Genomic DNA, 20,287 nt, shown 5'->3' on the forward strand with positions numbered 1-20,287 from the left:
CCGCCCCCACGGCATACGGACGAAGCGCCACGAACCGGACGACCCGGTTCGTGGCGCTCTGCCGGTCGCCACGCCGGGCGCGCGGCGGATTTGCCCTAACTCATATATGAGTTAGCCTCGACGTCGTGCCCAAGACCTACCTGACCCGCATCGGAACCCTGATCCGCGACGCTCGACGCCACAAGGGGATGACCCAGTCGGACCTCGCAGAGCTCCTCGGGACCTCTCAGAGCGCTGTCACGCGCATCGAGCAGGGCAAGCAGAACCTCAGCCTCGACATGCTCGCGAAGATCGGCGACGCCCTCGACTCCGAGTTCGTCTCGCTCGGCCACTCCGGACCCCAGCACCTTCGCATCGTCGGCGGACAGAAGCTCAACGGCTCCATCGACGTGAAGACCTCGAAGAACGCCGCTGTCGCCTTGCTCTGCGCGGCGCTGCTCAACCGGGGTCGCACGACCCTGCGCAACCTCGCGCGCATCGAGGAGGTCAACCGCATCCTCGAGGTGCTCGCCTCGATCGGCGTGCGCACCCGCTGGCTGCCCGACAGCAGCGACCTCGAGATCATCCCGCCGGCCGAGCTCAACCTCGACGACATCGACGTCGCGGCCGCGCGTCGCACGCGCACCGTCATCATGTTCCTCGGCCCGCTGCTCCACGAGCACGAGTCCTTCCAGCTGCCGTATGCCGGCGGCTGCGACCTCGGCACCCGCACCGTCGAGCCCCACCTCAGCGCACTGCGCTCGTTCGGGCTCGAGGTCACCGCCACGCACGGCTTCTACGAGGCCCGCTCCGACCGGTCGGTCAACCCCGACCGCGCCATCGTGCTCACCGAGCGCGGCGACACGGTGACCGAGAACGTCCTCATGGCCGCCGCGCGGCACGCCGGCACGACCGTCATCCGCAACGCGAGCCCCAACTACATGGTCCAGGACCTCTGCTTCTTCCTCGAGAAGCTCGGGGTGCGCATCGACGGCATCGGCACCACCACCCTGACCGTGCACGGGCTCGCCGAGATCGACGTCGACGTCGAGTACGCCCCGAGCGAGGACCCGATCGAGGCCATGAGCCTCATCGCGGCCGCCGTGGTGACCGACAGCTCCATCACGATCCGCCGCGTCCCGATCGAGTTCATCGAGATCGAGCTGGCGACGCTCGACGGCATGGGGATGAAGTACAACCTCACGGGCGAGTACATGTCGGCCAACGGCAAGACCCGCCTCGTCGACCTCACGACCATCCCCGGCCCGCTCAAGGCGCCGGCCGACAAGATCCACCCGATGCCGTTCCCGGGCCTCAACATCGACAACCTCCCGTTCTTCGCGCTCATCGGCGCGGTGGCGGAGGGAAGCACGATGATCCACGACTGGGTCTACGAGAACCGGGCGATCTACCTCACCGAACTGACGAAGGTCGGTGCCCGCGTGCAGCTGCTCGACCCGCACCGGGTGATCGTCGAGGGGCCCACCCGGTGGCGCGCTGCCGAGGTGGTGTGCCCGCCGGCCCTGCGGCCGGGCGTCGTCGTGTTGCTGGCCATGCTCGCTGCCCCGGGCACGTCGGTGCTGCGCAACGTCTACGTCATCAACCGCGGCTACGAGGACCTCGCCGACCGGCTCAACGCGCTCGGCGCGACCATCGAGGTCTTCCGCGACATCTGACCTCGGGTCCCGTCGTCGAGGGCGGCGGCCGTCTCGACGAGCTCGCGCAGGGTCTCGACGAAGCGGGCGGCCGGCGCGCCGTCCACGACGGCGTGGTCGAAGGTGAGGGTGAGGGGAAGACGCGGCCGGGCCACCACGACACCAGCCTCGACGGCCGGCCGGTCGACGACGCTGCCCACGCTGACGATGACGGTCAGCGGGGCGACCGGGATGACCCAACCCCACGCGTGGCCGAACATCCCCAGCGACGTGACCCCGACCGCCGGGCCGAAACGGGCCGATGTCTTCGGTCGGGCCCCGAGGGCACGGATCCCCGCTCGTCGCAGGGGCGCCGGCAGGCGCAGCAGCGTGGTGACCGCGCGCGTGGCCTCGTGGACCGGCGGCGGCCCGACCTTGGCCTCGTGGAGCATCGAGGTGACCTCGGCGCAGCTGAGCCGGTCGGCGGCCGGCACGACGGTGATGTCGAGCATCGGGTCGTCGCTGGTGCCCCTCTCGACCGTGGTCCCGATGTCGACGCGGTCGAAGCAGACCAGGTGCCTGCCGGCCCTGCGCACGTTGACATCCGGGTGCACGGCCACGGCGCGGGCCACCGAGCCGATGACGAACCCCGTCCACGACACCTCACCGGCGGCGGACCGGATCCGCTCGGCGGCGCGGGCGACGTCGAGCTCGACGAGGGCGTGCACCTGGAAGCGTCTGCTGGCGCCGACCAGCCGGTCGAGCACGGGGTCGCGCTCCTTGCCGACACGCCGGACGACGTAGCCGGACGGCCGGGCTCGCGCTGCGCTCATCGCAGGCCGTCCCAGGTGGCACGTTCCCAGGCTCGCGGGTCGTCGACCACCGTGCAGGTGGTGTCGAACCGGCACGTCGAGCGGTGGTCGGTGTCGTAGGCCGGCCACCCGGGGTCCCCCGTGGACGCGAACTCCACCCAGGCGCGGTGCATGGTCCGTGCGAGGTCCTGGGGCGGCTCGGGCCCCAGCAGCGGCCCGAAGAGTGGCGCATCGCTCCGAGCCGTGTCGAAGACGAAGGGGACCTCCAGGGCGTGCACAGACCCCAGACCCGGTGCGGCCCAGGCGAACTCGTACATGTGGGTGCTCCCCGCGGGGGCGTCGTCGGCGTGCGCATCGGCCAGGCGGATGGCCGGAATCCGCATCCACCAGTCCGTCTGAACCGCGGCCAGCAGGTCGCCGGGCACCGCCTGCGGGTAGCGGTCCCGGTAGGCGCCCAGGGCGAGCGCCGCGTCCAGGCCGTACGCCGCGAGGCTCTGGTAGCCGTGGCTTCGGACGTCCCCGAGCAGCACCTCGTCCGTGATCCCGGGCAAGGCCCCACTGAGGACGAGAAACAGCCGCCAGTCGTCGGCGTTGGTCCCGACGAGCACGTCGACGTCTCGGGCCGAACCGCCCGCGATCCGCGCCAGCGGTGGGCCCGGGAGGACGTCTCCGTCGACGACCGGCTGCCAGGGCATGAGGCTCGCGACCACGGGCAGGCCCCACCGGTCCGGATCGGGGTGCGCCATGAGGTCCTGCTTCAGCTCGGCCTGCGCGACCAGCATTCGTGCGACACCCGCGTCGGCGATGGCTTCCCGCGTCGGCGGGACGCCCATCCGGCGGGCCAGGTCGTGCGCGACGCCGAGTGCCTGCTCCGTCTCCACGACGTGGTGGGCTGCCCCGCTCTGCAGCACCGCACGCCGGAAGAGACCGGCGGCGGCCGGCATCGCGAGCAGGCATCCGATGCTCATGGCCCCGGCCGACTCGCCGAAGACGGTCACGTTCGCCGGGTCGCCACCGAACGAGGCGATGTTCTCGCGGACCCACCGCAGCGCCGCCACCTGGTCGAGCAGCCCGAGGTCGGCGACCCCGTCGTCGAGGTAGAGGAAGCCCTCGGCGCCGGGGCGCCAGTTGATGACGACGCAGACGACGCCGTCGCGAGCGAACCGGCTGCCGTCGTACGCTGCGGTCGAGCTGAGCTCGAACATCCCGCCCTGGATCCAGACCATCACCGGCAGGGACGCCCGACCGGGCTCGGGCGTCCAGAGGTTGAGGTTGAGGTAGTCCGACGAGGCCGGTGCCCGATGCACCGCCTCGAAGGCGGCACCCACGTCCTGCCAGCTCTCCTCCGCTCCGGCCGGCGGGCCGCCCGTCGACGGTGGCGCCACCTGTGGCGGCTCGGGGCCCGGACTGCGCGCGTCACGGACCCCGTCCCAGACGACCGGGGGCCGGGGCGGTCGGAGCCGGTCTACGCCGACCGGCGGGGCGGCATACGGGACGCCCAGGAACGCGTGCACCCCGTCGTCCACGACGCCGCGCACGGCCCCGTACGCCGTCGACACGACACTCTCCACGCGTCCACGGTGCGTCGGCAACCGTGACGGCGACCAGAGGCGAAGGTCCCGGCACCGGAGGTCCCGTCACCGGAGGTCGAGCGCGCCAGGCCCGTCGAAGGGCTCGCTGAGGGACTCCCGGGCGGTGCGCCCGACGTGAGTGGGAGACACATGGAACCCGGTGTTTTGTGTCCGGTCACCACACAGGGGGCCTCGGGTCCCCTCCCTAGTCTCTCCGCATGGCCGACGCCCGCACCGACGCACGCGACGCCGCCCCGGACTCCCCCACGCGGGTCCGGACGGCGGTCAACGAACCCATCGACCTGACCGGCCGAACGGCCCTCGTGACCGGCGCCGCGAGCGGCATCGGGGCGAGCGTGGCCAAGGCCCTGGCCGACGCGGGCGCGAAGGTGCACGCGGTCGACCGTGACGAGCAGGGCCTCGCCGCCCTGGCCGACAGTGCGGCGCTCTCGACCATCACGGCGGACCTCGCCGACCTCGACGGTCTCGCCGATCTGCCGACCGAGGTCGACATCCTCGTCAACAACGCGGGCATCCAGCACGTCAGCCCGATCGAAGACTTCCCGCTCGAGCGCTTCGACCTCATCCTCGACCTCATGCTCGTCTCGCCGTTCCGGCTCATCCGCCAGAGCCTCCCGCACATGTACGACCGCGGCTGGGGCCGGGTCGTCAACATCTCGAGCGTCCACGGGCTGCGGGCCAGCGCGTTCAAGTCCGCCTACGTGACCGCCAAGCACGGCCTCGAGGGTCTCTCGAAGGTGGTTGCGCTCGAGGGCGGCCCGCGCGGGGTCACCTCGACGTGCATCAACCCCGCGTACGTGCGCACCCCGCTCGTCGAGAAGCAGATCGCCGACCAGGCCCGCACGCACGGCATCCCCGAGTCCGAGGTCGTCGAGAAGGTCATGCTGGCGCCGGTCGCCGTCAAGCGTCTCGTCGAGCCGGACGAGGTGGCCGCACTCACACTCTTCCTGTGCGGGCCGGCATCCGGCTCGGTCAACGGGACGTCCTTCTCCATGGACGGCGGCTGGACCGCGCACTGAGGCCCGCCCGGCGCCCCCCTATCCAGACCGCCCCCTTCCGCCACCTACGACGCGCCTAGGATCTGCCCGTGGCCACCCGCAGCGAGACGTCACAGACCGCCGAGCCAGCGGACGCGACCCTGCACGCCCAGCAGGTCCTGCACCTGCTCGAACTGCTCGCCTCGGACGCCCCCGTCGCCGAGGTCGCCGCAGCAGCCGCACCGGCCGAGGCGCGCGACGTCGCGCTGCGCATCGCGAGTGCGCGCGAGGTGCACCAGCACCGTGAGGCGGGTCTCGCCGCGCTGCTCGACACCGCGCGCGAGCTGGCCACCGCGAGCGACCCCGGGTCGGTCCTCGACGCCATCGTCCGTCGGGCGCGCCGGCTCGTGGGCACCGACCTCGCCTACCTCACCCTCTACGACCCCGAGGCCGGCGACACCTACATGCGGGCCACGGACGGGTCGGTGTCGGCCGCCTTCCAGTCGGTGCGCCTCGCGCTCGGGGCCGGTCTCGGTGGCCTCGTCGCCTCGACCCACAAGCCGTACTGGACGGCCGACTACTGGTCCGACGAGAGGTTCCGGCACACCGAGGCGATCAACAGCGCCGTCGGCGAGGAGGGGATCATCGCGATCTGCGGCACGCCGCTCATCGTCGAGTCCCACTTCGTCGGAGTGCTCTTCGCCGCCAACCGCTCGTCACGCCCGTTCACGCGCGAGGAGGTCGGCCTGCTGGGCAACCTGGCCACCCTCGCGGCCGTCACCCTCGTGCAGACACGCGCTCTTGCCGACGCCGAGAACGCCCTCGCTGCCCTGTCCGACGCGCACGAGACCGTGCGACAGTACGCCGAGGGGGTCGAGAAGGCTGCCGCGGCGCACGACCGCTTCGCCTCGCTCGTCCTGGGCGGTGGTGGCGTCGACGACATCACCCACGCGCTCGCCGAGCTGCTCGGTGGCTGGGCGGTACTGGTCGACGAGAACGGGCAGCGGCACAGCTCAGCCGGACCGGCCCCTGCCCAGTCGACCGACGGCGACGACCCCTTCGCCAGCCTGAACGCCCTGCCGGGACTCGGCAGCGGGCGCCTGGTCGAGAAGGACGGCGTCTACGCCGTCGCCGTCACCGCTGCCCGAGAGCGTCTCGGCACCATCTACGTGGGCGGCCTGGACCTCGGTGACTCGGACCAGCGCACGGTCGAGCGCGCCGGGGTCGTCACCGCGCTCGTCCTGCTCTTCGAGCGACAGGCCGCCGACGCCCGGCAGTCGGCCCGCAACCGGCTCGTCAGCGACCTCGTCAGTGCGCGCGGCTCGCGTGACGAGCGGCTCACGCTCGCCCAGACCGTGGGCTTCGACCCGCAGCGGCCGTTCTGCCTCCTCGTCCTGCGCGGGGAGGAGACGGGTGGGCACCGGGCGCTGCTGATCTCGGCCAGCGCTGCGACCGGCGAGGCCGCCCTCGTGGGGTCGCACGACGGCGACGTCATCGCCCTCGTCCCCGGCACCGACGCCGACGGCCTCGCGCGCTCGGCGGCGGCGCGCATCGGCAAGCGCACCTGCGTCACGGTCGCGGGCGTGGGACCGGTCAGAGACGTCGACGGCATCACGGAGGCGTACGAGGAGGGGCATCGCACCGTCGGCGCCCTCATCGCCCTCGGCCACCGTGGCAAGGGCGCGGCGGCCACCCAGCTCGGCTTCGCCGGCCTCATCGTGGGCTCGGCGCCCGACGTGGACGAGTACGTACGCCGCCTGCTCGGACCCGTCGTCGACTACGACGAGCGCCGCGGCACCGACCTCGTGGGCACGCTCGCGGCCTACTTCGGCGCCGGGGGCAGCCCGCGTCACGCGGCTGGCACGCTCCACGTGCACGTCAACACGGTGTCGCAGCGGCTCGAGCGCATCACGGCACTGCTCGGGGAGTCCTGGCAGCAGCCCGAGCACGCGCTCGAGCTGCAGATCGCGCTGCGACTGCGCGCCCTTCAGGCCCCCAGCTGACGGTCGACGGCGTCGACGACGGCCGCAACGCCCCGGTCTCCGAGGATGACGTCGTAGTGGTTGGCGTCGACGCGGGTGACCTTGACCTCCGAAGGCACCCCGAGGGCCTCGAGCCGCGACTCGTCGTAGAGGCCCTGCGGCTCGTCGAGCAGCCCCCTGGCTGCCCACACGAGCTCGGCGCGCACGCCGGCGGCCACGGCCGAGCGCAGCGCGCCGTGCGTCTCCGGGTCGGCCAGGACGTCTGCGCCGTCGGCCCGCACCGCGTCGAGCACGCACGTGCTGCGCCACTCCCCCGGCGCGTCCTCGACGAGGTCGTGCTCGATGTAGGCGCGCGCTGCGTCGCCGCCAGGTCCGCGAAGGACCGGCCCGAGCGCGGGGTGCTGCGACCAGAAGTCGAGGTATGCCGCCCGGTCGGCGAAGCGCATCGACAACCGGTCCATGGCCGGCCCGATGACGGACTGGAGCGCGGCGTCGACGTCGAGGTCATCGGGCACCGGGAAGGCGAGACCACCGTCGACGAGGACGGCCCCCGAGAACCGATCGGGATGGCGAGCGGCTGCCAGGGCGCAGATGAACGCCCCCATCGAGTGCCCCACGAGCAGTGGAGTCGCCGCGAACGCCGTCGCGACCGACACGAGGTCGTCGACGTGCGCTTCGAGTCCGTAGGGGGCCGGCGCCGACCGGCTGTCGCCACGGCCCCGCAGGTCGGGCGCCAGGACTCGCACAGCGCCGGGCCCGTGCCGGTGGCCGATCTCGTCGGCCACCCTTCGCCAGGAGAGTCCGTTGGCGGTGATGCCATGGACTGCGAGCACGACCGGTGCATCGGGAGGCGGGTTGCCGAGGCTCAGGTCGTGGATGGCGAGGCTGCCCTCGGGCAGCTCGATGACGAAGGCGGACGTGGTGCTCACCTGGACCCCGCTCTCCTGATCAGACGGCCACCGAGCCCGGTCAGGCCCGATGGTGCGAAGTAGACCACGACGACGAAAAACGCGCCGAGGATGAAGAGCGGCTGTGACAGCACCTGGCGCACGACGTCCGGCACGGACTGGAGGACGGCCGCGTTGCTGACCTCGACGAGCCGGGCGTCGGCATACGTGTAGAGCACACCACCGAGCAGGGCACCCCAGCGGCTGCCGGCCCCACCGAGCACCACCATGACGAGCAGCGCCAGGGTGAACTCGGAGGTGGTGAGGTGCGGGTTGGACCCGCCGAGCACGAGGGCGTGGACGACGCCGCCGAGCGCGCCGAGGAACGATCCCGCGACGATCGCCATCAGCTTCACCCGGTAGGTGCCGAAGCCCAGGACCGCGGCGCGTCGCTCGTTCTCCCGCACCGCTGCCATCGCGTGCCCAGTCCGCGATCGCACGAGCACCGTGACCAGGACCCACGCGACGACGACGAAGGCGAGTGCGAGCCAGTAGCGGTACGGCGCGTTGCTCACCCCGACCAGCACGTCGGGCAGGGCGTCACGGTCGAGGGGGCGCCCCTCCTCGCCCCCGGTGAGGCCTCCGGGGTTGCGCATGACGATGATGGAGGCCGCCTGCGCGAAGGCGAGGGTGACCATCGCGAAGGCGATCCCACCGACGCGCAGGGCGATCGCCCCGACGGTCACCGCGAGCAGCGTCGAGAGCCCGAGCGCCACGAGCACGGCCACGGGCAAGGGCAGCTCCCAGGTGGAGAGCGAGATCGTCAGCAGGTAGCTGCCCGCCGCCACGAACAGGGCGTGCCCGAAGCTGAGCAGCCCGGTGCGTCCGAAGAGCACGTCGTAGCTCAGGGCGATGCCGCCCACCACGAGACAGGTGGCGAGCAGCTGCATCGAGCCCGGCCCGTTCACGCGTCCGGGCAGGATGCCGGGCAGCTCGACCGCGACGTACGGCAGGTACGCCAGGGCGACCACGACGACCACGGCCGGCAGCGCGCGCAGGGCCGCACGCAGGCGGTGCGCCGGGGGCCGCGTGGCGCCGGCACGGTGATCCGTCACATCGGGCTCTCCCGAGGGGCTGCGGACACCTGGAGGGGTCTGCGTCGAGGACGTCATGCCGGGGCCCCCTTCAGGGAGGTCGGGCGGAGCAGGAGGACGAGGGCCAGGAGCAGCACGACCGACAGGTCCCCCACCCCGCTGGCCGCGTAGTAGTTCGCGAGCTGCTGGACCAGTCCCACGACCACCGCTGCCACTGCCGTGCCGGGCAGCGAGCCCATGCCGCCGATGACGACGACGATGAAGGCGAAGATCAGCAGCGACCCGCCCTGGGCCGGCGAGACCGCACCCACGTACTGCGCGTAGAGGACTCCCGCCAGCCCGGCCGCCGCGCCGCCGATGGCGAAGACCACCGTGAAGGTGCGGCGGACGTTGATGCCGAGAGCTTCGACCATGGTGCGGTTCTCGACGCCCGCGCGGATGACGAGGCCGAGCCGGGTCAGGTGCAGCAGCGCCATCAGGGCCGCGAAGAGGGTCACCGCCACGACGACGTAGACCAGGCGGTCGTTGGGTAGCCGCGCGCCGAGCAGGTCGCTCGTCGCACTCATCCATGCGGGCTTCTCGACGGGGCGGGGGTCAGCCCCCCAGATGCCTTGTGCCGCAGCCACGCCCGCGAGCGACAGGCCGACCGTGACGAGGACCTGCTGGATGTGGCGTCGGTAGAGGGGCCGGATCAGCACGACCTCGACGACCAGCCCGATGACGGCTCCGACGGCCGCTGCGACGAGCAGGGCGAGCAGGAGTCGCGACACCGTGGGCCAGTCGGCCGGCAGGGCATCCATCGTGATCCAGCCGGCATAGGCGCCGGCCGTCATGAACGCGCCGTGCGCGAAGTTGAGCACACCCATCAGTCCGTAGATGAGGCTGAGGCCGCTCGCGGCGATGAAGTAGAGGGCACCCAGGCCGAGGCCGGTGACGAGAAGCAGCGCGAGGTCGCTCATGCCGCGCCCTCGCGCCGCATCGAGACCCCGAGCAGCTCGCGGGTCAGGTCGGCATCCGCGACGAGTTCGGCCGCGGCACCTCGGTGCACGACGCGGCCGGCGTCGAGGACCACGACCCGGTCGGCGATCCGACGCACGAGCGGGAGGTTCTGCTCGACGAGCAGGATCGGGGTCGTCCGGGCCACCTCGGCCAGCACGTCGGCGACCTCGGTGACGAGCTTCGGGGCCAGACCCTTCGTGGGCTCGTCGACGAGCAGCAGCAGGTTGTCACGCAGCAGCACACGCGCGAGCGAGACCATCTGCTGCTGACCGCCGGAGAGCGTGCCGGCGCGCTGGCCGCGGCGCTTCAGCAGGTCGGGGAACAGCGTGGCGACCACCGGCGCCTCGACGCCGCGACCGGGGTCGACGAGGCGCAGGTTCTCGTCGACGGTCAGGCCGGCGAACACCTCGCGGTCCTCCGGGACGTAACCGACGCCGCCACGCACGATCCGCGAGGTGGGCTGGCTCTGGATCTCGTTGCCACGCAGGAGGATCCGCCCCGAGGCCGGCGCCAGACCGATGACCGACTTGAGCGTGGTCGTCTTGCCCACACCGTTGCGTCCGAGCAGCGCGGTGACCCCGGTCGCCGGCACCTCGAACGACACGCCCTGGAGCACGTGCGACCCGCCGTATCGGACGTGGACGTCGTCCAGCTCCAGCACCGGTGGTGCGTCGGTGACAGGCGCCAGGTGGGGCATGGCTCTCTCGTCGGTCACAGTGCTTCTCCCAGGTAGGCCTGCTGGACTCGCTCGTCGGACGTGACGTCGGTCGGGGCTCCCACGGCCAGCAGCTCTCCGTGGTGCAGCACCGCCACCCGGTCGGCGAGGCCCAGGACCACGTGCATGTGGTGCTCGACCATGGCGACGGCCACCCCCGCGTCGCGCACCTCACCGATGATCTCCGTAAGTCCGTCGACGTCCTCGGCGGAGACCCCCGCCATCGGCTCGTCGAGCAGGAGCACGGTCGGCTCGGACGCGAGAGACATCGCGAGCTCGAGCTTGCGACGTTCGCCGTGCGAGAGGTCGCGCGCCAGCGTGCGCCCGCGACCCGGCATACGGACTCGGGTCAGGAGGGTCTCGATGACGTCGCTCGACGCTGACCCCGCGCCACGGAGCGGCGAGAACGGGGCCGATCCGGCGGCCTGCACGGCGAGGCGGACGTTCTCGCCCGCCGTGAGCCCGTCGAAGAGCGCGGAGGTCTGGAACGACCGGGCGAGACCCAAGCGCGCCCGGCGGGTGGAGCTGGCGCGCGTGACGTCGTTGTCTCCCAACGTGATCCGACCGGTCGTTGGCCTGGTCACCCCACTGAGCACGTTGACCAACGACGACTTGCCCGCCCCGTTGGGACCGATGATGCCGAGCAGCTCACCGGCCCCGACGGACAGCGACACGTCATCGAGGATCTGGGCGCCGCCGACCTTCCAGCCGACCGCTTCAGCACTGATCACGACGGGAGGGGTCCGATCACTTGAAGGGCGTGACGGGCGGGGCGACTGCTGCGGCGTCGAGCGTGTCGACGAGCTGCGGCACGACGTTGCTGCCGTCCTTCTTCAGGGTCGCGGTGAACATCGGCTGCAGCAGCGCGTGGTCGTCGGCACGGATCTCGAGATTGCCCTTGGGGCCCTCGAACGACCACCCCTCCAGGGAGGTGACCATCTTCTCGACGTCGTCCCCGCCGCCCTCGAGGGCGTGCACGATCATCTGGCCGGCGACGAAGCCGTCATTGGTGAACAGGTCGACGGTGGCGCCTTGCTTCTTCATCCCGGCGTCGAGGGCCTGATAGGCCGGGTTCTGGGCGGCGCCCTCGAAGAAGTGCGACAGGAAGTTGATCTTGGTCGCGACCGCGCCGAAGAGGGGGTGCGTCGGCTTGATGTCGAGACCGGTGACGACCTTGGTCTGGTCGAAGACGCCCTGCTGGCCGAGAGTGGTCCACATCGACGTCGCGTTCGCGCCGGCCCAGGCCACGAAGAGCAGGTCGGGCGCCGCGCCCTTGACCTTGGTGGCGAACGGCGTGAGGTCGGTGGCGGCAGCGGGCACCTCGACGGATCCGACCGTCGCGCCCTTGGCTCCGAGGATCGCCGTGACCGCAGCCACGTTCGCCTTGCCGAACGCGCTGTCCTGCGCCAGCACGGTCACGTTCTTGCCCTTGACGTCACCGAGGATGCTGCCCGCCGTGGCGACGTCCTGGTAGGTCTGGCGGCCGGAGCGGAAGGTGTAGCGGTTGGCGCCGGTGACGGCGTCCGCCGCGGCGGGGCCCGACACGAACAGGATCTTGTTGTCCTTGGCGAGGGGCGCCACCTGGAGCGCGACACCGCTGGACGTCGACCCGGCGATGATCTTGTTGCCCTTGCCGATGAGGTCGGTCGCAGAGGCCACGGCCTTGGCCGGGTCTCCGGCGTCATCCTGCTCCGAGAACTCGATGGAGCGCCCACCTACCTTGCCGGTTCCCTTCGTGGCGTAGTCGATCCCGGCGGTGAGGCCCTGGCGGTACTGCGCTCCATAGCTGGCGAGCGGACCCGACTTCGAGTAGACGAGACCCACCTTGAACGGCGCGCCAGCACCAGCGGCGGCACCGCCCGACGCATCGCCCGCGGCGGGGGCGCCCGGCTGACCCGGCGACCCGCAGGCCGCGACCGACAGGGTGATCATGGCGCTCGCGAGCGCGAGACTCCACCGCTTGGACACCGACGTCCTCCACCTCTGGCGGGCGCTCGCGCCTTTGCTGCAACGAGATCCGTTGACGCCCAACCGTTTCGGTGAACCTAGGTCAGCCTTCTGGACGCGGCCGTGGCGCCGGGAGCCACAAACGGGCTGCGCACATGTGGTTCGCAGCCACTGGGCTCGGGCCGTAGGAGTGTCGGCCTGATGGGGCCGGGCGCCTCTCGAGGGCCTGACTCCCCGCCCCGATGCACTGGGCACCGGATCGCTTCCGGACGAGTACGCGGTAGCCTCACGCTCGACATGTCGAACCGAAGGACTATGGTGCACATCTTCTCCCGCGCGACTGCCGCGCTCCTGGTCTTCGGATCCCTGTTCCTGGGCCCGGCGGCCCTCTCGCCCGCTGTCGCGGACGGCGCCGACCCCGTGGTGACGGTGCTGACACCGGTGTCGACCGTGCCGGACACGAGTGCGACCGTCGACGGACCGTTCGACATGGTGGTGCAGGTGACGGGCGGCGTGCTCCAGGACCTGACGCTGACACCGCAGCTGCCGTCGTGGTGGGTCAGCACGCCGTCGACCCCACCGATCACCATCCCCGCCGGGTCGTGTCCGGACTCGTGCCTGGCGTCCTGGCGGATCGACCCGGCTGCCGAGACCGCCCCCTGGTATGCCGGCACGGCACACCTCGGTGTCGTCGCCTCCATGGGCGACCGCTCGGTCCAGAGCTACGGCAACGGCGTCACCTACGCGCCGCGCGTGACGCCCAGCTGGGTGGCCGACCTGGCCGCAACGCCGACGGCCAACACCTTCGGCAGCAGCCCGGCCGTCTTCGACACCGGCGGTGTCGTCGTCTTCGCGGGCGAGCACGGGCGCTCGCCAGGCGAACAGGTGCGGGTCACGGTGCGCCCCGTCGATGGTGACGCGAGCACAGTCCCACTGGTCTCGACCACCGCCGTCTGGGCGCAGGATCCCGCCACCGGCCACGCCGACGGCCGGGTCGAGATCGACACCTCCACGTTGCCTGAGGGGCGCTATCGCGTGTGGGCGCAGGCCCACGACGCGGACGGACGCTGGAGCTTCGCGACACCCGCCGGCATCGTCGTGGTGCATAGCCCACCGGTCGTCGTGCTCGAGGACGGACCCGGGATCGTCGCCGCCGGCCAGCCGGCGGCCGTGACGGTCAAGGTCCGTGGGCTCCGCTCCCCCGACCGCCGCCCCGGGACCGTCCGGTTGACGGTGGGCGGCACCGAACACATCCTTCCGGCTGGCACCGCGGACTGGTTCGTGCCCTACGACGGCGCGGAGCCCTCGAGCCGCTCGCTCGACTTCCCCACCGCCGGGCTGCCCGTCGGGCCGGCCTCCGTCGAGGTCGAGGTCCTCGACACCAAGGGGGTGACGATGGGCTCGGCCTCGGCGGTCGTCGACATCGTCGACTTCAAGGACGTCGTGACGGTGCCGACGCTCGTCGTAGGACGTAGTGCCTCCGTGCGGCTGCAGGCCACCGCGCCGTCGGGCACGTCGCTGCTCCAGTGCTTCGTCTACCTGCAGGCTCCCCTCGACCAGGACTACATGTACAACCTCTGCCGCGGGCCCCGCGCCACGACGGTGGATCGCGCCGCGGTGTTCGTGCCGCAGAACGCCGGCACCGGGCTGCTGCACACCGAGATCATGGCCAATGACGGCGTCGTCGGCCCGCAGCGCGACCTGCCCGTCACGGTCTATGCGAACCGCACGACGGCGCTCTCCGCGCCCGCTCAGGCCGCATGGGGAATCCTGCAGACGGCAACGGTCTCGGTCCGCGACGAGAAGCGCGTCGGCGTGGTCAGCGCAGCGCCGGGGGTCGCGGTCACCCTGCAGCGCAAGAACGCCGGCACGACGACATGGACCACGATCGGCACCGCGACCACCGCCGCGAACGGGGTCGCCGTCATCCGGTACACCAACGCGAGCTCCGGCCGGCTGCGCGCGGTCGTCAAGGGGACCGCTCCCGGAAGCACCGTGACGAGCCCCGAGCGGGCGACCACGTCGGTGGCCGTCGTCAGCTTGTCGTCGCTACCGACCTCCGCCCGTGCGGGTGCACTCGTCACCGGCGCGGTCTACGCCAAGCCGTACGAGAGGGGCGCCACCGTCCGGTTCCAGGCGCGCAGACTGGGCACGTCAGCCTGGACGACCTACGGGTCGGGCGCGGTCGCGAGCAGCGGCTACGCCAAGGCCGCAGGCCGGCTCTGGTCCAAGGGCACCTGGGAGGTTCGCATCCAGCGCGTCGCCAGCGCGACCCAGGCAGCCGGCTACAGCCCGGTGCGTCGGGTGACGATCGGCTGAGGTGTCGAGAGTGGGCGCCACGCAAGCGTCACGATGAGGTCATGTCGGCCCGCATGATGCGGCGACACCTCTCGGCGCTCGACCGACTCCGAGCACCCACCAAGACGTGCGCAGCCGTGCGCTCTGCCTCGACCAACTGCACGCGCCAGCGTCGTCGACGCCCCCCCGGTCAGCGCAGCCGCGGCTCGAGGTCGGCGACGACCTGGTCGGCGGTCAGGCCCAGCTCCTCGAGGATCTGCCCCCGGGACGCGTGGTCGAGGAACTGCTTCGGTATGCCGTAGGTGTGGACGGGCACGTCGAGCCCGGCTGCCCGCAGGGCGAGGGTGACGGCAGAGCCGACTCCGCCGCTGACGAGGTTGTCCTCGATGACCGCCACGGCGCCGGCGTGCCGGGCGAGCTCGACGAGGTCGTCGCTGACGGGAACGACCCAGCGCGGGTCGACGACGCGGACGTCGCGACCGTGGGCCGCGACCTTCTCGCCGGCCTCGATCGCGAGACCGGCGAAGGCGCCCACCCCGACGACGAGCAGGTCGACGTCCTTGCCCGAGTTCTCGAAGAGCACGTCGACGTCACCGGCGGTCCGCACGGCCGTCAGCGGGTCTGCGACATCGCCCTTCGGGAAGCGGATGACGGTGGGCCCGTCGGAGACGTCGAGTGCTTCACGCAGCTGCCGCTTGACCTGCTCGCCGTCACGTGGGGCCGCGAGGCGCAGGCCGGGCACGATCGAGGTGAGGGTCATGTCCCACATGCCGTTGTGCGAGGCGCCGTCGCTGCCCGTGACGCCAGCCCGGTCGAGGATGAAGGTCACCCCGGCCTTGTGCAGGGCGCAGTCCATGAGCAGCTGGTCGAAGGCGCGGTTGAGGAACGTCGCGTAGACGGCGACGACCGGGTGCAGGCCGGAGTACGCGAGCCCGGACGCCATCGTGACGGCGTGCTGCTCGGCGATGCCGACGTCGAAGACGCGGTCGGGGTAGGCCGCGGCGAAGCCGTCGAGACCGACGGGGATGAGCATCGCGGCCGTGAGGGCGACGACGTCGGGACGCTCGGCCCCGACCGCCACCATCTCCTCGTTGAACTCGTCGGTCCAGATGCGGCCCGACACCTCGAACGGCAGGCCGGTCTCGGGGTTGAACTTGCCGACGCCGTGGAACTGGTCGGCCTCGTCGTCGATCGCCGGCTGGTAGCCCCGACCCTTCTGGGTGATGACGTGGACGATGACCGGGCCGCCGAAGTCCTTGGCCTTGCGGAGCGCCCGCTCGACGGCCGGCTCGTCGTGTCCATCGACGGGGCCGATGTACTTCAGGCCGAGGTCCTCGAACATGCCCTGCGGCGCGACGATGTCCTTGATGCCCTTCTTGACGCCGTGGAGGGTCTCGAACATCGCGCCGCCGACGACCGGCGTACGAGCCAGCGAGCGCTTGCCCCAGTCGAGGAACCGCTCGTAGCCGCGGGTCGTGCGCAGGGTCGCGAGGTGGTCGGCGAGACCCCCGATGGTGGGGGCGTAGGAGCGCTCGTTGTCGTTGACGACGATCGTGAGCGGGAGCGTCTTGTCGACGGCGATGTTGTTGATCGCCTCCCAGGCCATGCCACCCGTCAGGGCGCCGTCGCCGATCAGAGCGACTGTGTGCCGGCCGGTCTCGCCCCGGAGGCGGCGGCCCTTGGCGATGCCGTCGGCCCACGACAGCGCAGTTGACGCGTGGGAGTTCTCCACGACGTCGTGCTCGGACTCGGCCCGGCTCGGGTAGCCGGACAGGCCCCCCTGCTTCTTGAGCCGGCTGAAGTCGTGACGTCCGGTGAGCAGCTTGTGCACGTACGACTGGTGGCCGGTGTCGAAGACGAACGTGTCGCGCGGCGAGTCGAAGACCCGGTGCAGCGCGATCGTGAGCTCGACGACACCGAGGTTCGGACCGAGGTGACCGCCCGTCTTGGACACCTCGGTGACGAGGAAGGTGCGGATCTCCTCCGCGAGCGCCGGCAGCTGGTCAGCCGGCAGCGCCTTGAGCGCCGCAGGGCTCGTGATGGTCTCCAGCAGGGCCACGCTGCCTCGTCCTCTCGGGTGTTCGGTGAAGTCGATCGAGTCTACGGGTCGGCGCGCATGGGCTCCCACGTGCGCGCACGCCACTGTCACGACCGTCACATCATCGTCACAACCGCGGGGCGAAGACCTTGCCCTGGAGCGCCTCCTGCAGCAGCTTGACCGACCGCGACGTGGCCATCAGACGGATGCCCTCGGCCTCGATCTGCCCGAGGATCTCGGTGAGGGCCTCGGCAGGCACGTGTGGCCCGACCGCGACCCGCGCCTCGCGCCAGGCATCGCGCATCGCGACGGCTTGGCCGTCGACGTGCCGGCCGGTCAGCCAGGCGAGCGCGATGGGGTGACGCCGCCACCCGGCATACGCCCGGTAGTCCGGCGGGCACTGGTCGAGCAGCCACAGCACGGCACGGTCCTCCCACCCCGGCGTGTGGGCCGGCGGGACACCCTGCGGCCACCCCGGCGGGGTGTGTCCGGTCGGCGTGGGCATGCCCCCAGTGTGCCTCCCCCGGTCGTCGGCCTCGAGGGCGGTCACCCGGCACCAGCCCACGCCGGTCGGTCAGCGGTGGGTCACCGGAACGGTCACCAGTTGGACTCCGGCCGCGGCGAGCGCGGCAGCGGGTGCCGCTCGGGGTGGATGACGTAGACGATGCCGCCGCTGTGGGGCACCCAGACGTTCTCGAACTGCTCACGGTCGTACGTGACGCGCACCTCGCCGTTGTCGCGGATGAGGTGCGAGGCGGGGTCGTTGCACACGACGTCACCGTCGGGGGTGAAGCCGACGACGACCATGAGGTGGCCGTTCGTGCCGTAGCCGGCACCGTCGAGCTCCCCCTTCTCGAACGACACGGACGTCACCAGAGGTATGCCGGCTGCGATGAACTCCTCGGCCTCGGTGAGCGAGCGCAGGCGCGTGACGAAGCCCCGCATGCGCGGACGCGTGGCTGCGTAGGCCGCGTTGAAGGGCCAGTTGCCACCACCGTCGTAGGTGTAGTCGTAGACGTTGCGGGCCGCGAAGTCGACCTGCGGGTCGTGCTCGTCGGGCATCGCCTCGGTGACCCAGGCCGTCTCATCGTTGCGAGGACCGGAACCCCAGTACGCGAGCACCATCGACGTCGACGTGGGCGAGCACCAGGCCTCGCCCCCGTTGTCCCACTGGGGGAAGTGGCCGATGTGGGTCTCCTGCGAGAAGGTCGGGACGTCCAGGACCCGGCCGCAGGCCCGCCCGTTCGCACTGCGGGGCACCCGCTCGACGTCGGGCAGCGCCGACGCCATCGCCCCGCAGGAGCGCAGTCGCGGTGCGTGCACGGTCCCCTCGGGACGCATGAGGCGCACGACGAGCTGCCAGGCCTCGAAGGTGACACCCGAGCGGGTCGCCAGGGTGTCGGTGTAGACCGTCGCGACGGTGTCGCCCTGGCCCTTGAGCGATGTGCGGTGGATGCCGCCGCCCTCTGCCGGGTCCCAGCGGGCCCAGCGCCCGAGGACGTACTCCTTGCTCCAGGTCCCGGCCGCCGCGCGACCTCGCGCGACGATCTCCACCCATGAGCGGCCCGGGGTGTCGGCGTTCCACGAGGCCACGAGCTCGGTCAGGCCGAATCCCGGCCGGACCACGGGTGAGGTCCACGTCGCGACGTCGTAGCGCTGGGTCGCGCCACTGGGGTCGTGCGGGTCGACGTACTCGCGGGTTCCGGTGAAGCGGGCGACGCCCAGCTGCTCACCGCTCCACTCCCGGTAGGCGACGTGGCGCGGGGGTTCGGCGGGCGGCACCGCGTCGGTCCCGGCCGCGCCGGCCGGTCGCGCTCCGACGACGCCGAGCAGCGCTGCCCCGGCTGCTGAACCGATGACGGCGCGACGTCCGGGCGCTCCTTCGTGGACGGTCCGAGAGCTGGTGGTGGGACGCGACATTGGGACACCTTCCGACGGAGGGACGGCCGGGCTCACCGGCACGCCGAAACGCGGTCAGTCAACACCGCGAGGAGCCGCCACGGGGCCTTGCGTGACAGTCTTTTCCGCTGAAGTCGATATTTCGCAAGAAATTTACGTCTCGTTGACCTTTGGGGCCGACATCCGTCGGTCAGGCCCAGTTGGCCTCGGCCGGCGGCGTCGGCAGCGGGACCCCTCGCGGATGCATGACGTACGCGAGTCCGCCGTTGTCGCCGAGCCAGACCCGCTCGAACTGGTCGCGCCGGTAGACGCGTCGCACCTCGTCGTTGGTCGCGACCCGGCCGGAGTTGGGGTCGTTGGACACGACGTCGCCGTCGGGGGTGAAACCCACGATCGTCAGCAGGTGGCCGTTCGTGTCGTAGCCCGAACCCTCGAGCTCGTCTTCGCGGAAGGCCACCGAGACGACGAGGGGCACACCCGCGGCGACGAAGGCCTCCGCCTCGGTGAGGTCGCGCAGGCGCGTGACGTAGGCGCGGAGTCCGCGAGCGCCCGCGTAGGCCGCGTTGAAGGCCCAGTTGCCCGCGCCCCCGTAGGCGCGGTCGAAGACGCGCCGCACCCCGTGCACGACCTGGGGGTCGGTCTCGTGACCGACCCACGCGACCTCCTCGGGGCTGGGAGCGGCGTCCCAGTGCTCGAGCAGCATGGTCACCGACGTCGGCGAGCACCACGACTGGCCGCCCCGGTCCCAGTCGGGGAAGGTGTCGATGTGCAGCCGCTGCGAGTGGGGCGGCACGGGCACCTCGCAGCCGGATCCGACGCCCGGCTCACTCGTCGGCGCATCCTCTGGGACGGTCATGCGCTGCGCGGCCCCGGCCACGAGCGACAACGTCACCTCGTCGGTGGCAGTGCTGCCGGCCAGCGCGGTGAGGCGCAGCTGCCAGCGGTCGAACCCGCGGCCGGGCGCGGCCAGCCAGGTGTCGGTGGACACGCGGCCGTCCTCGAGCTCCTGGCCGTGCACCGTCGTGCGGGTGATCGGAGACTCCCCCGCCGGGTCGTCCTCGGCCCACCGGGCGAACGTGAACCACGGGGTCCAGCCGTCGGCGTCGCCCACCCGGCCCTCGACGTGCAACCAGGTGCCCCCCGGAGTGCGGGCGTTCCACGAGGGGATGAGCTCCGTTGCGGCAAAAGGAAGATCGACGACCGGCGACTCCCACGTCCTGGCGGAGTAGGTCAACTCGCGGGCGTCGTCGACGTGTCCGTCGCGGTAGGTCACGTCAGCGGCCGGCGTCCAGTCGAAACCGGACTCCCAGACCGTCAGGACGGCGTGTCGCTCGTTCACCGGACGAGCATGCCATCCGGGCCCCGCGCCCGCCGAGCCGGGGCGCGGGCGAGCCGGGCGGCATACGTCGTCGGGCGTCGTGCCGCCGGTACGCC

Annotated in this window: 16 protein-coding genes; 4 read left to right on the forward strand and 12 right to left on the reverse strand. The window is 71.7% G+C overall.

The genetic code is table 11. The features are described from left to right. Window positions 1-125 precede the first annotated feature (125 nt). Entirely contained in the window at window positions 126-1,655 is a 1,530-nt protein-coding gene (locus AB4091_RS14035; RefSeq protein WP_442292368.1) for a helix-turn-helix domain-containing protein, read from the forward strand. Here the strand turns inward: AB4091_RS14035 and AB4091_RS14040 are convergent. Then, window positions 1,589-2,446 carry a 2-oxo acid dehydrogenase subunit E2 gene (locus AB4091_RS14040; protein ID WP_442292369.1) on the reverse strand — a complete coding sequence of 286 codons (858 nt, stop codon included), beginning with the start codon at window positions 2,444-2,446 and terminating at the stop codon, window positions 1,589-1,591. The genes AB4091_RS14035 and AB4091_RS14040 overlap by 67 nt on opposite strands. Then, window positions 2,443-3,996, reverse strand: coding sequence for a carboxylesterase/lipase family protein (locus AB4091_RS14045; RefSeq protein ID WP_442292370.1), 1,554 nt, complete (start codon window positions 3,994-3,996; stop codon window positions 2,443-2,445). Before AB4091_RS14045 ends, AB4091_RS14040 begins: the two co-directional genes overlap by 4 nt. 218 nt (window positions 3,997-4,214) lie before the next feature. Here AB4091_RS14045 and AB4091_RS14050 point away from each other — a divergent pair, with 218 nt between their 5' ends. Continuing rightward, entirely contained in the window at window positions 4,215-5,036 is an 822-nt protein-coding gene (locus AB4091_RS14050) for a 3-hydroxybutyrate dehydrogenase (protein WP_442292371.1), read from the forward strand. Window positions 5,037-5,104: 68 nt separating this feature from the next. Further along, window positions 5,105-6,997, forward strand: a complete 1,893-nt coding sequence (locus AB4091_RS14055) for a helix-turn-helix domain-containing protein (protein WP_442292372.1) — start codon at window positions 5,105-5,107, stop codon at window positions 6,995-6,997. Here the strand turns inward: AB4091_RS14055 and AB4091_RS14060 are convergent. Genes AB4091_RS14060 through AB4091_RS14085 form a run of 6 tightly spaced genes read right to left on the reverse strand, consistent with a single transcriptional unit; the run spans window position 6,982 to window position 12,639 of the window. Further along, complete coding sequence (locus AB4091_RS14060; RefSeq protein WP_442292373.1) at window positions 6,982-7,905, reverse strand: alpha/beta fold hydrolase; 924 nt, start codon at window positions 7,903-7,905, stop codon at window positions 6,982-6,984. The genes AB4091_RS14055 and AB4091_RS14060 overlap by 16 nt on opposite strands. Beyond that, the gene (locus AB4091_RS14065; protein ID WP_442292374.1) at window positions 7,902-8,978 is read right to left on the reverse strand and encodes a branched-chain amino acid ABC transporter permease; all 1,077 of its coding nucleotides are present in this window, start codon (window positions 8,976-8,978) and stop codon (window positions 7,902-7,904) included. Before AB4091_RS14065 ends, AB4091_RS14060 begins: the two co-directional genes overlap by 4 nt. Window positions 8,979-9,031: 53 nt before the next feature. Next, window positions 9,032-9,916, reverse strand: coding sequence for a branched-chain amino acid ABC transporter permease (locus AB4091_RS14070; protein ID WP_442292375.1), 885 nt, complete (start codon window positions 9,914-9,916; stop codon window positions 9,032-9,034). Next, entirely contained in the window at window positions 9,913-10,653 is a 741-nt protein-coding gene (locus AB4091_RS14075) for an ABC transporter ATP-binding protein (RefSeq protein ID WP_442292567.1), read from the reverse strand. The genes AB4091_RS14070 and AB4091_RS14075 overlap by 4 nt, the downstream gene beginning before the upstream one ends. Before the next feature lie 14 nt (window positions 10,654-10,667). Continuing rightward, complete coding sequence (locus AB4091_RS14080; protein WP_442292376.1) at window positions 10,668-11,402, reverse strand: ABC transporter ATP-binding protein; 735 nt, start codon at window positions 11,400-11,402, stop codon at window positions 10,668-10,670. A gap of 16 nt (window positions 11,403-11,418) precedes the next feature. Beyond that, the gene (locus AB4091_RS14085; protein ID WP_442292377.1) at window positions 11,419-12,639 is read right to left on the reverse strand and encodes a substrate-binding domain-containing protein; all 1,221 of its coding nucleotides are present in this window, start codon (window positions 12,637-12,639) and stop codon (window positions 11,419-11,421) included. Between the two features lie 297 nt (window positions 12,640-12,936). On the opposite strand from AB4091_RS14085, the gene AB4091_RS14090 reads away from it, so the two are divergent. After that, window positions 12,937-14,937, forward strand: coding sequence for a hypothetical protein (locus AB4091_RS14090; RefSeq protein ID WP_442292378.1), 2,001 nt, complete (start codon window positions 12,937-12,939; stop codon window positions 14,935-14,937). Between the two features lie 169 nt (window positions 14,938-15,106). On the opposite strand, the gene dxs is transcribed toward AB4091_RS14090, so the two are convergent. The 4 genes from dxs to AB4091_RS14110 form a co-directional block, all read right to left on the reverse strand. Continuing rightward, complete coding sequence (dxs, locus tag AB4091_RS14095; protein ID WP_442292379.1) at window positions 15,107-16,975, reverse strand: 1-deoxy-D-xylulose-5-phosphate synthase; 1,869 nt, start codon at window positions 16,973-16,975, stop codon at window positions 15,107-15,109. A gap of 106 nt (window positions 16,976-17,081) precedes the next feature. Beyond that, window positions 17,082-17,459, reverse strand: coding sequence for a hypothetical protein (locus AB4091_RS14100; protein ID WP_442292380.1), 378 nt, complete (start codon window positions 17,457-17,459; stop codon window positions 17,082-17,084). A gap of 92 nt (window positions 17,460-17,551) precedes the next feature. Next, on the reverse strand, window positions 17,552-18,874 hold the full coding sequence (locus AB4091_RS14105; RefSeq protein ID WP_442292381.1) for a peptidase C39 family protein: 1,323 nt from the start codon (window positions 18,872-18,874) through the stop codon (window positions 17,552-17,554). Window positions 18,875-19,043: 169 nt separating this feature from the next. After that, a complete protein-coding gene (locus AB4091_RS14110; RefSeq protein WP_442292382.1) occupies window positions 19,044-20,192 on the reverse strand; it encodes a peptidase C39 family protein in 1,149 nt (382 codons plus the stop codon). Between the last annotated feature and the right edge of the window lie 95 nt (window positions 20,193-20,287).

Source organism: Terrabacter sp. 2RAF25, assembly GCF_052115265.1.
In the GTDB taxonomy this organism is placed as follows: Bacteria; Actinomycetota; Actinomycetes; order Actinomycetales; family Dermatophilaceae; genus Terrabacter.

Bases quoted from the DNA above. Each gene is read 5' to 3' on its own strand.
- AB4091_RS14040 (WP_442292369.1), bottom strand. From the start codon at position 2,446: ATGAGCGCAGCGCGAGCCCGGCCGTCCGGCTACGTCGTCCGGCGTGTC.
- AB4091_RS14050 (WP_442292371.1), top strand. From the start codon at position 4,215: ATGGCCGACGCCCGCACCGACGCACGCGACGCCGCCCCGGACTCCCCC.
- AB4091_RS14070 (WP_442292375.1), bottom strand. From the start codon at position 9,916: ATGAGCGACCTCGCGCTGCTTCTCGTCACCGGCCTCGGCCTGGGTGCC.
- AB4091_RS14075 (WP_442292567.1), bottom strand. From the start codon at position 10,653: ATGCCCCACCTGGCGCCTGTCACCGACGCACCACCGGTGCTGGAGCTG.
- AB4091_RS14100 (WP_442292380.1), bottom strand. From the start codon at position 17,459: ATGCCCACGCCGACCGGACACACCCCGCCGGGGTGGCCGCAGGGTGTC.
- AB4091_RS14105 (WP_442292381.1), bottom strand. From the start codon at position 18,874: ATGTCGCGTCCCACCACCAGCTCTCGGACCGTCCACGAAGGAGCGCCC.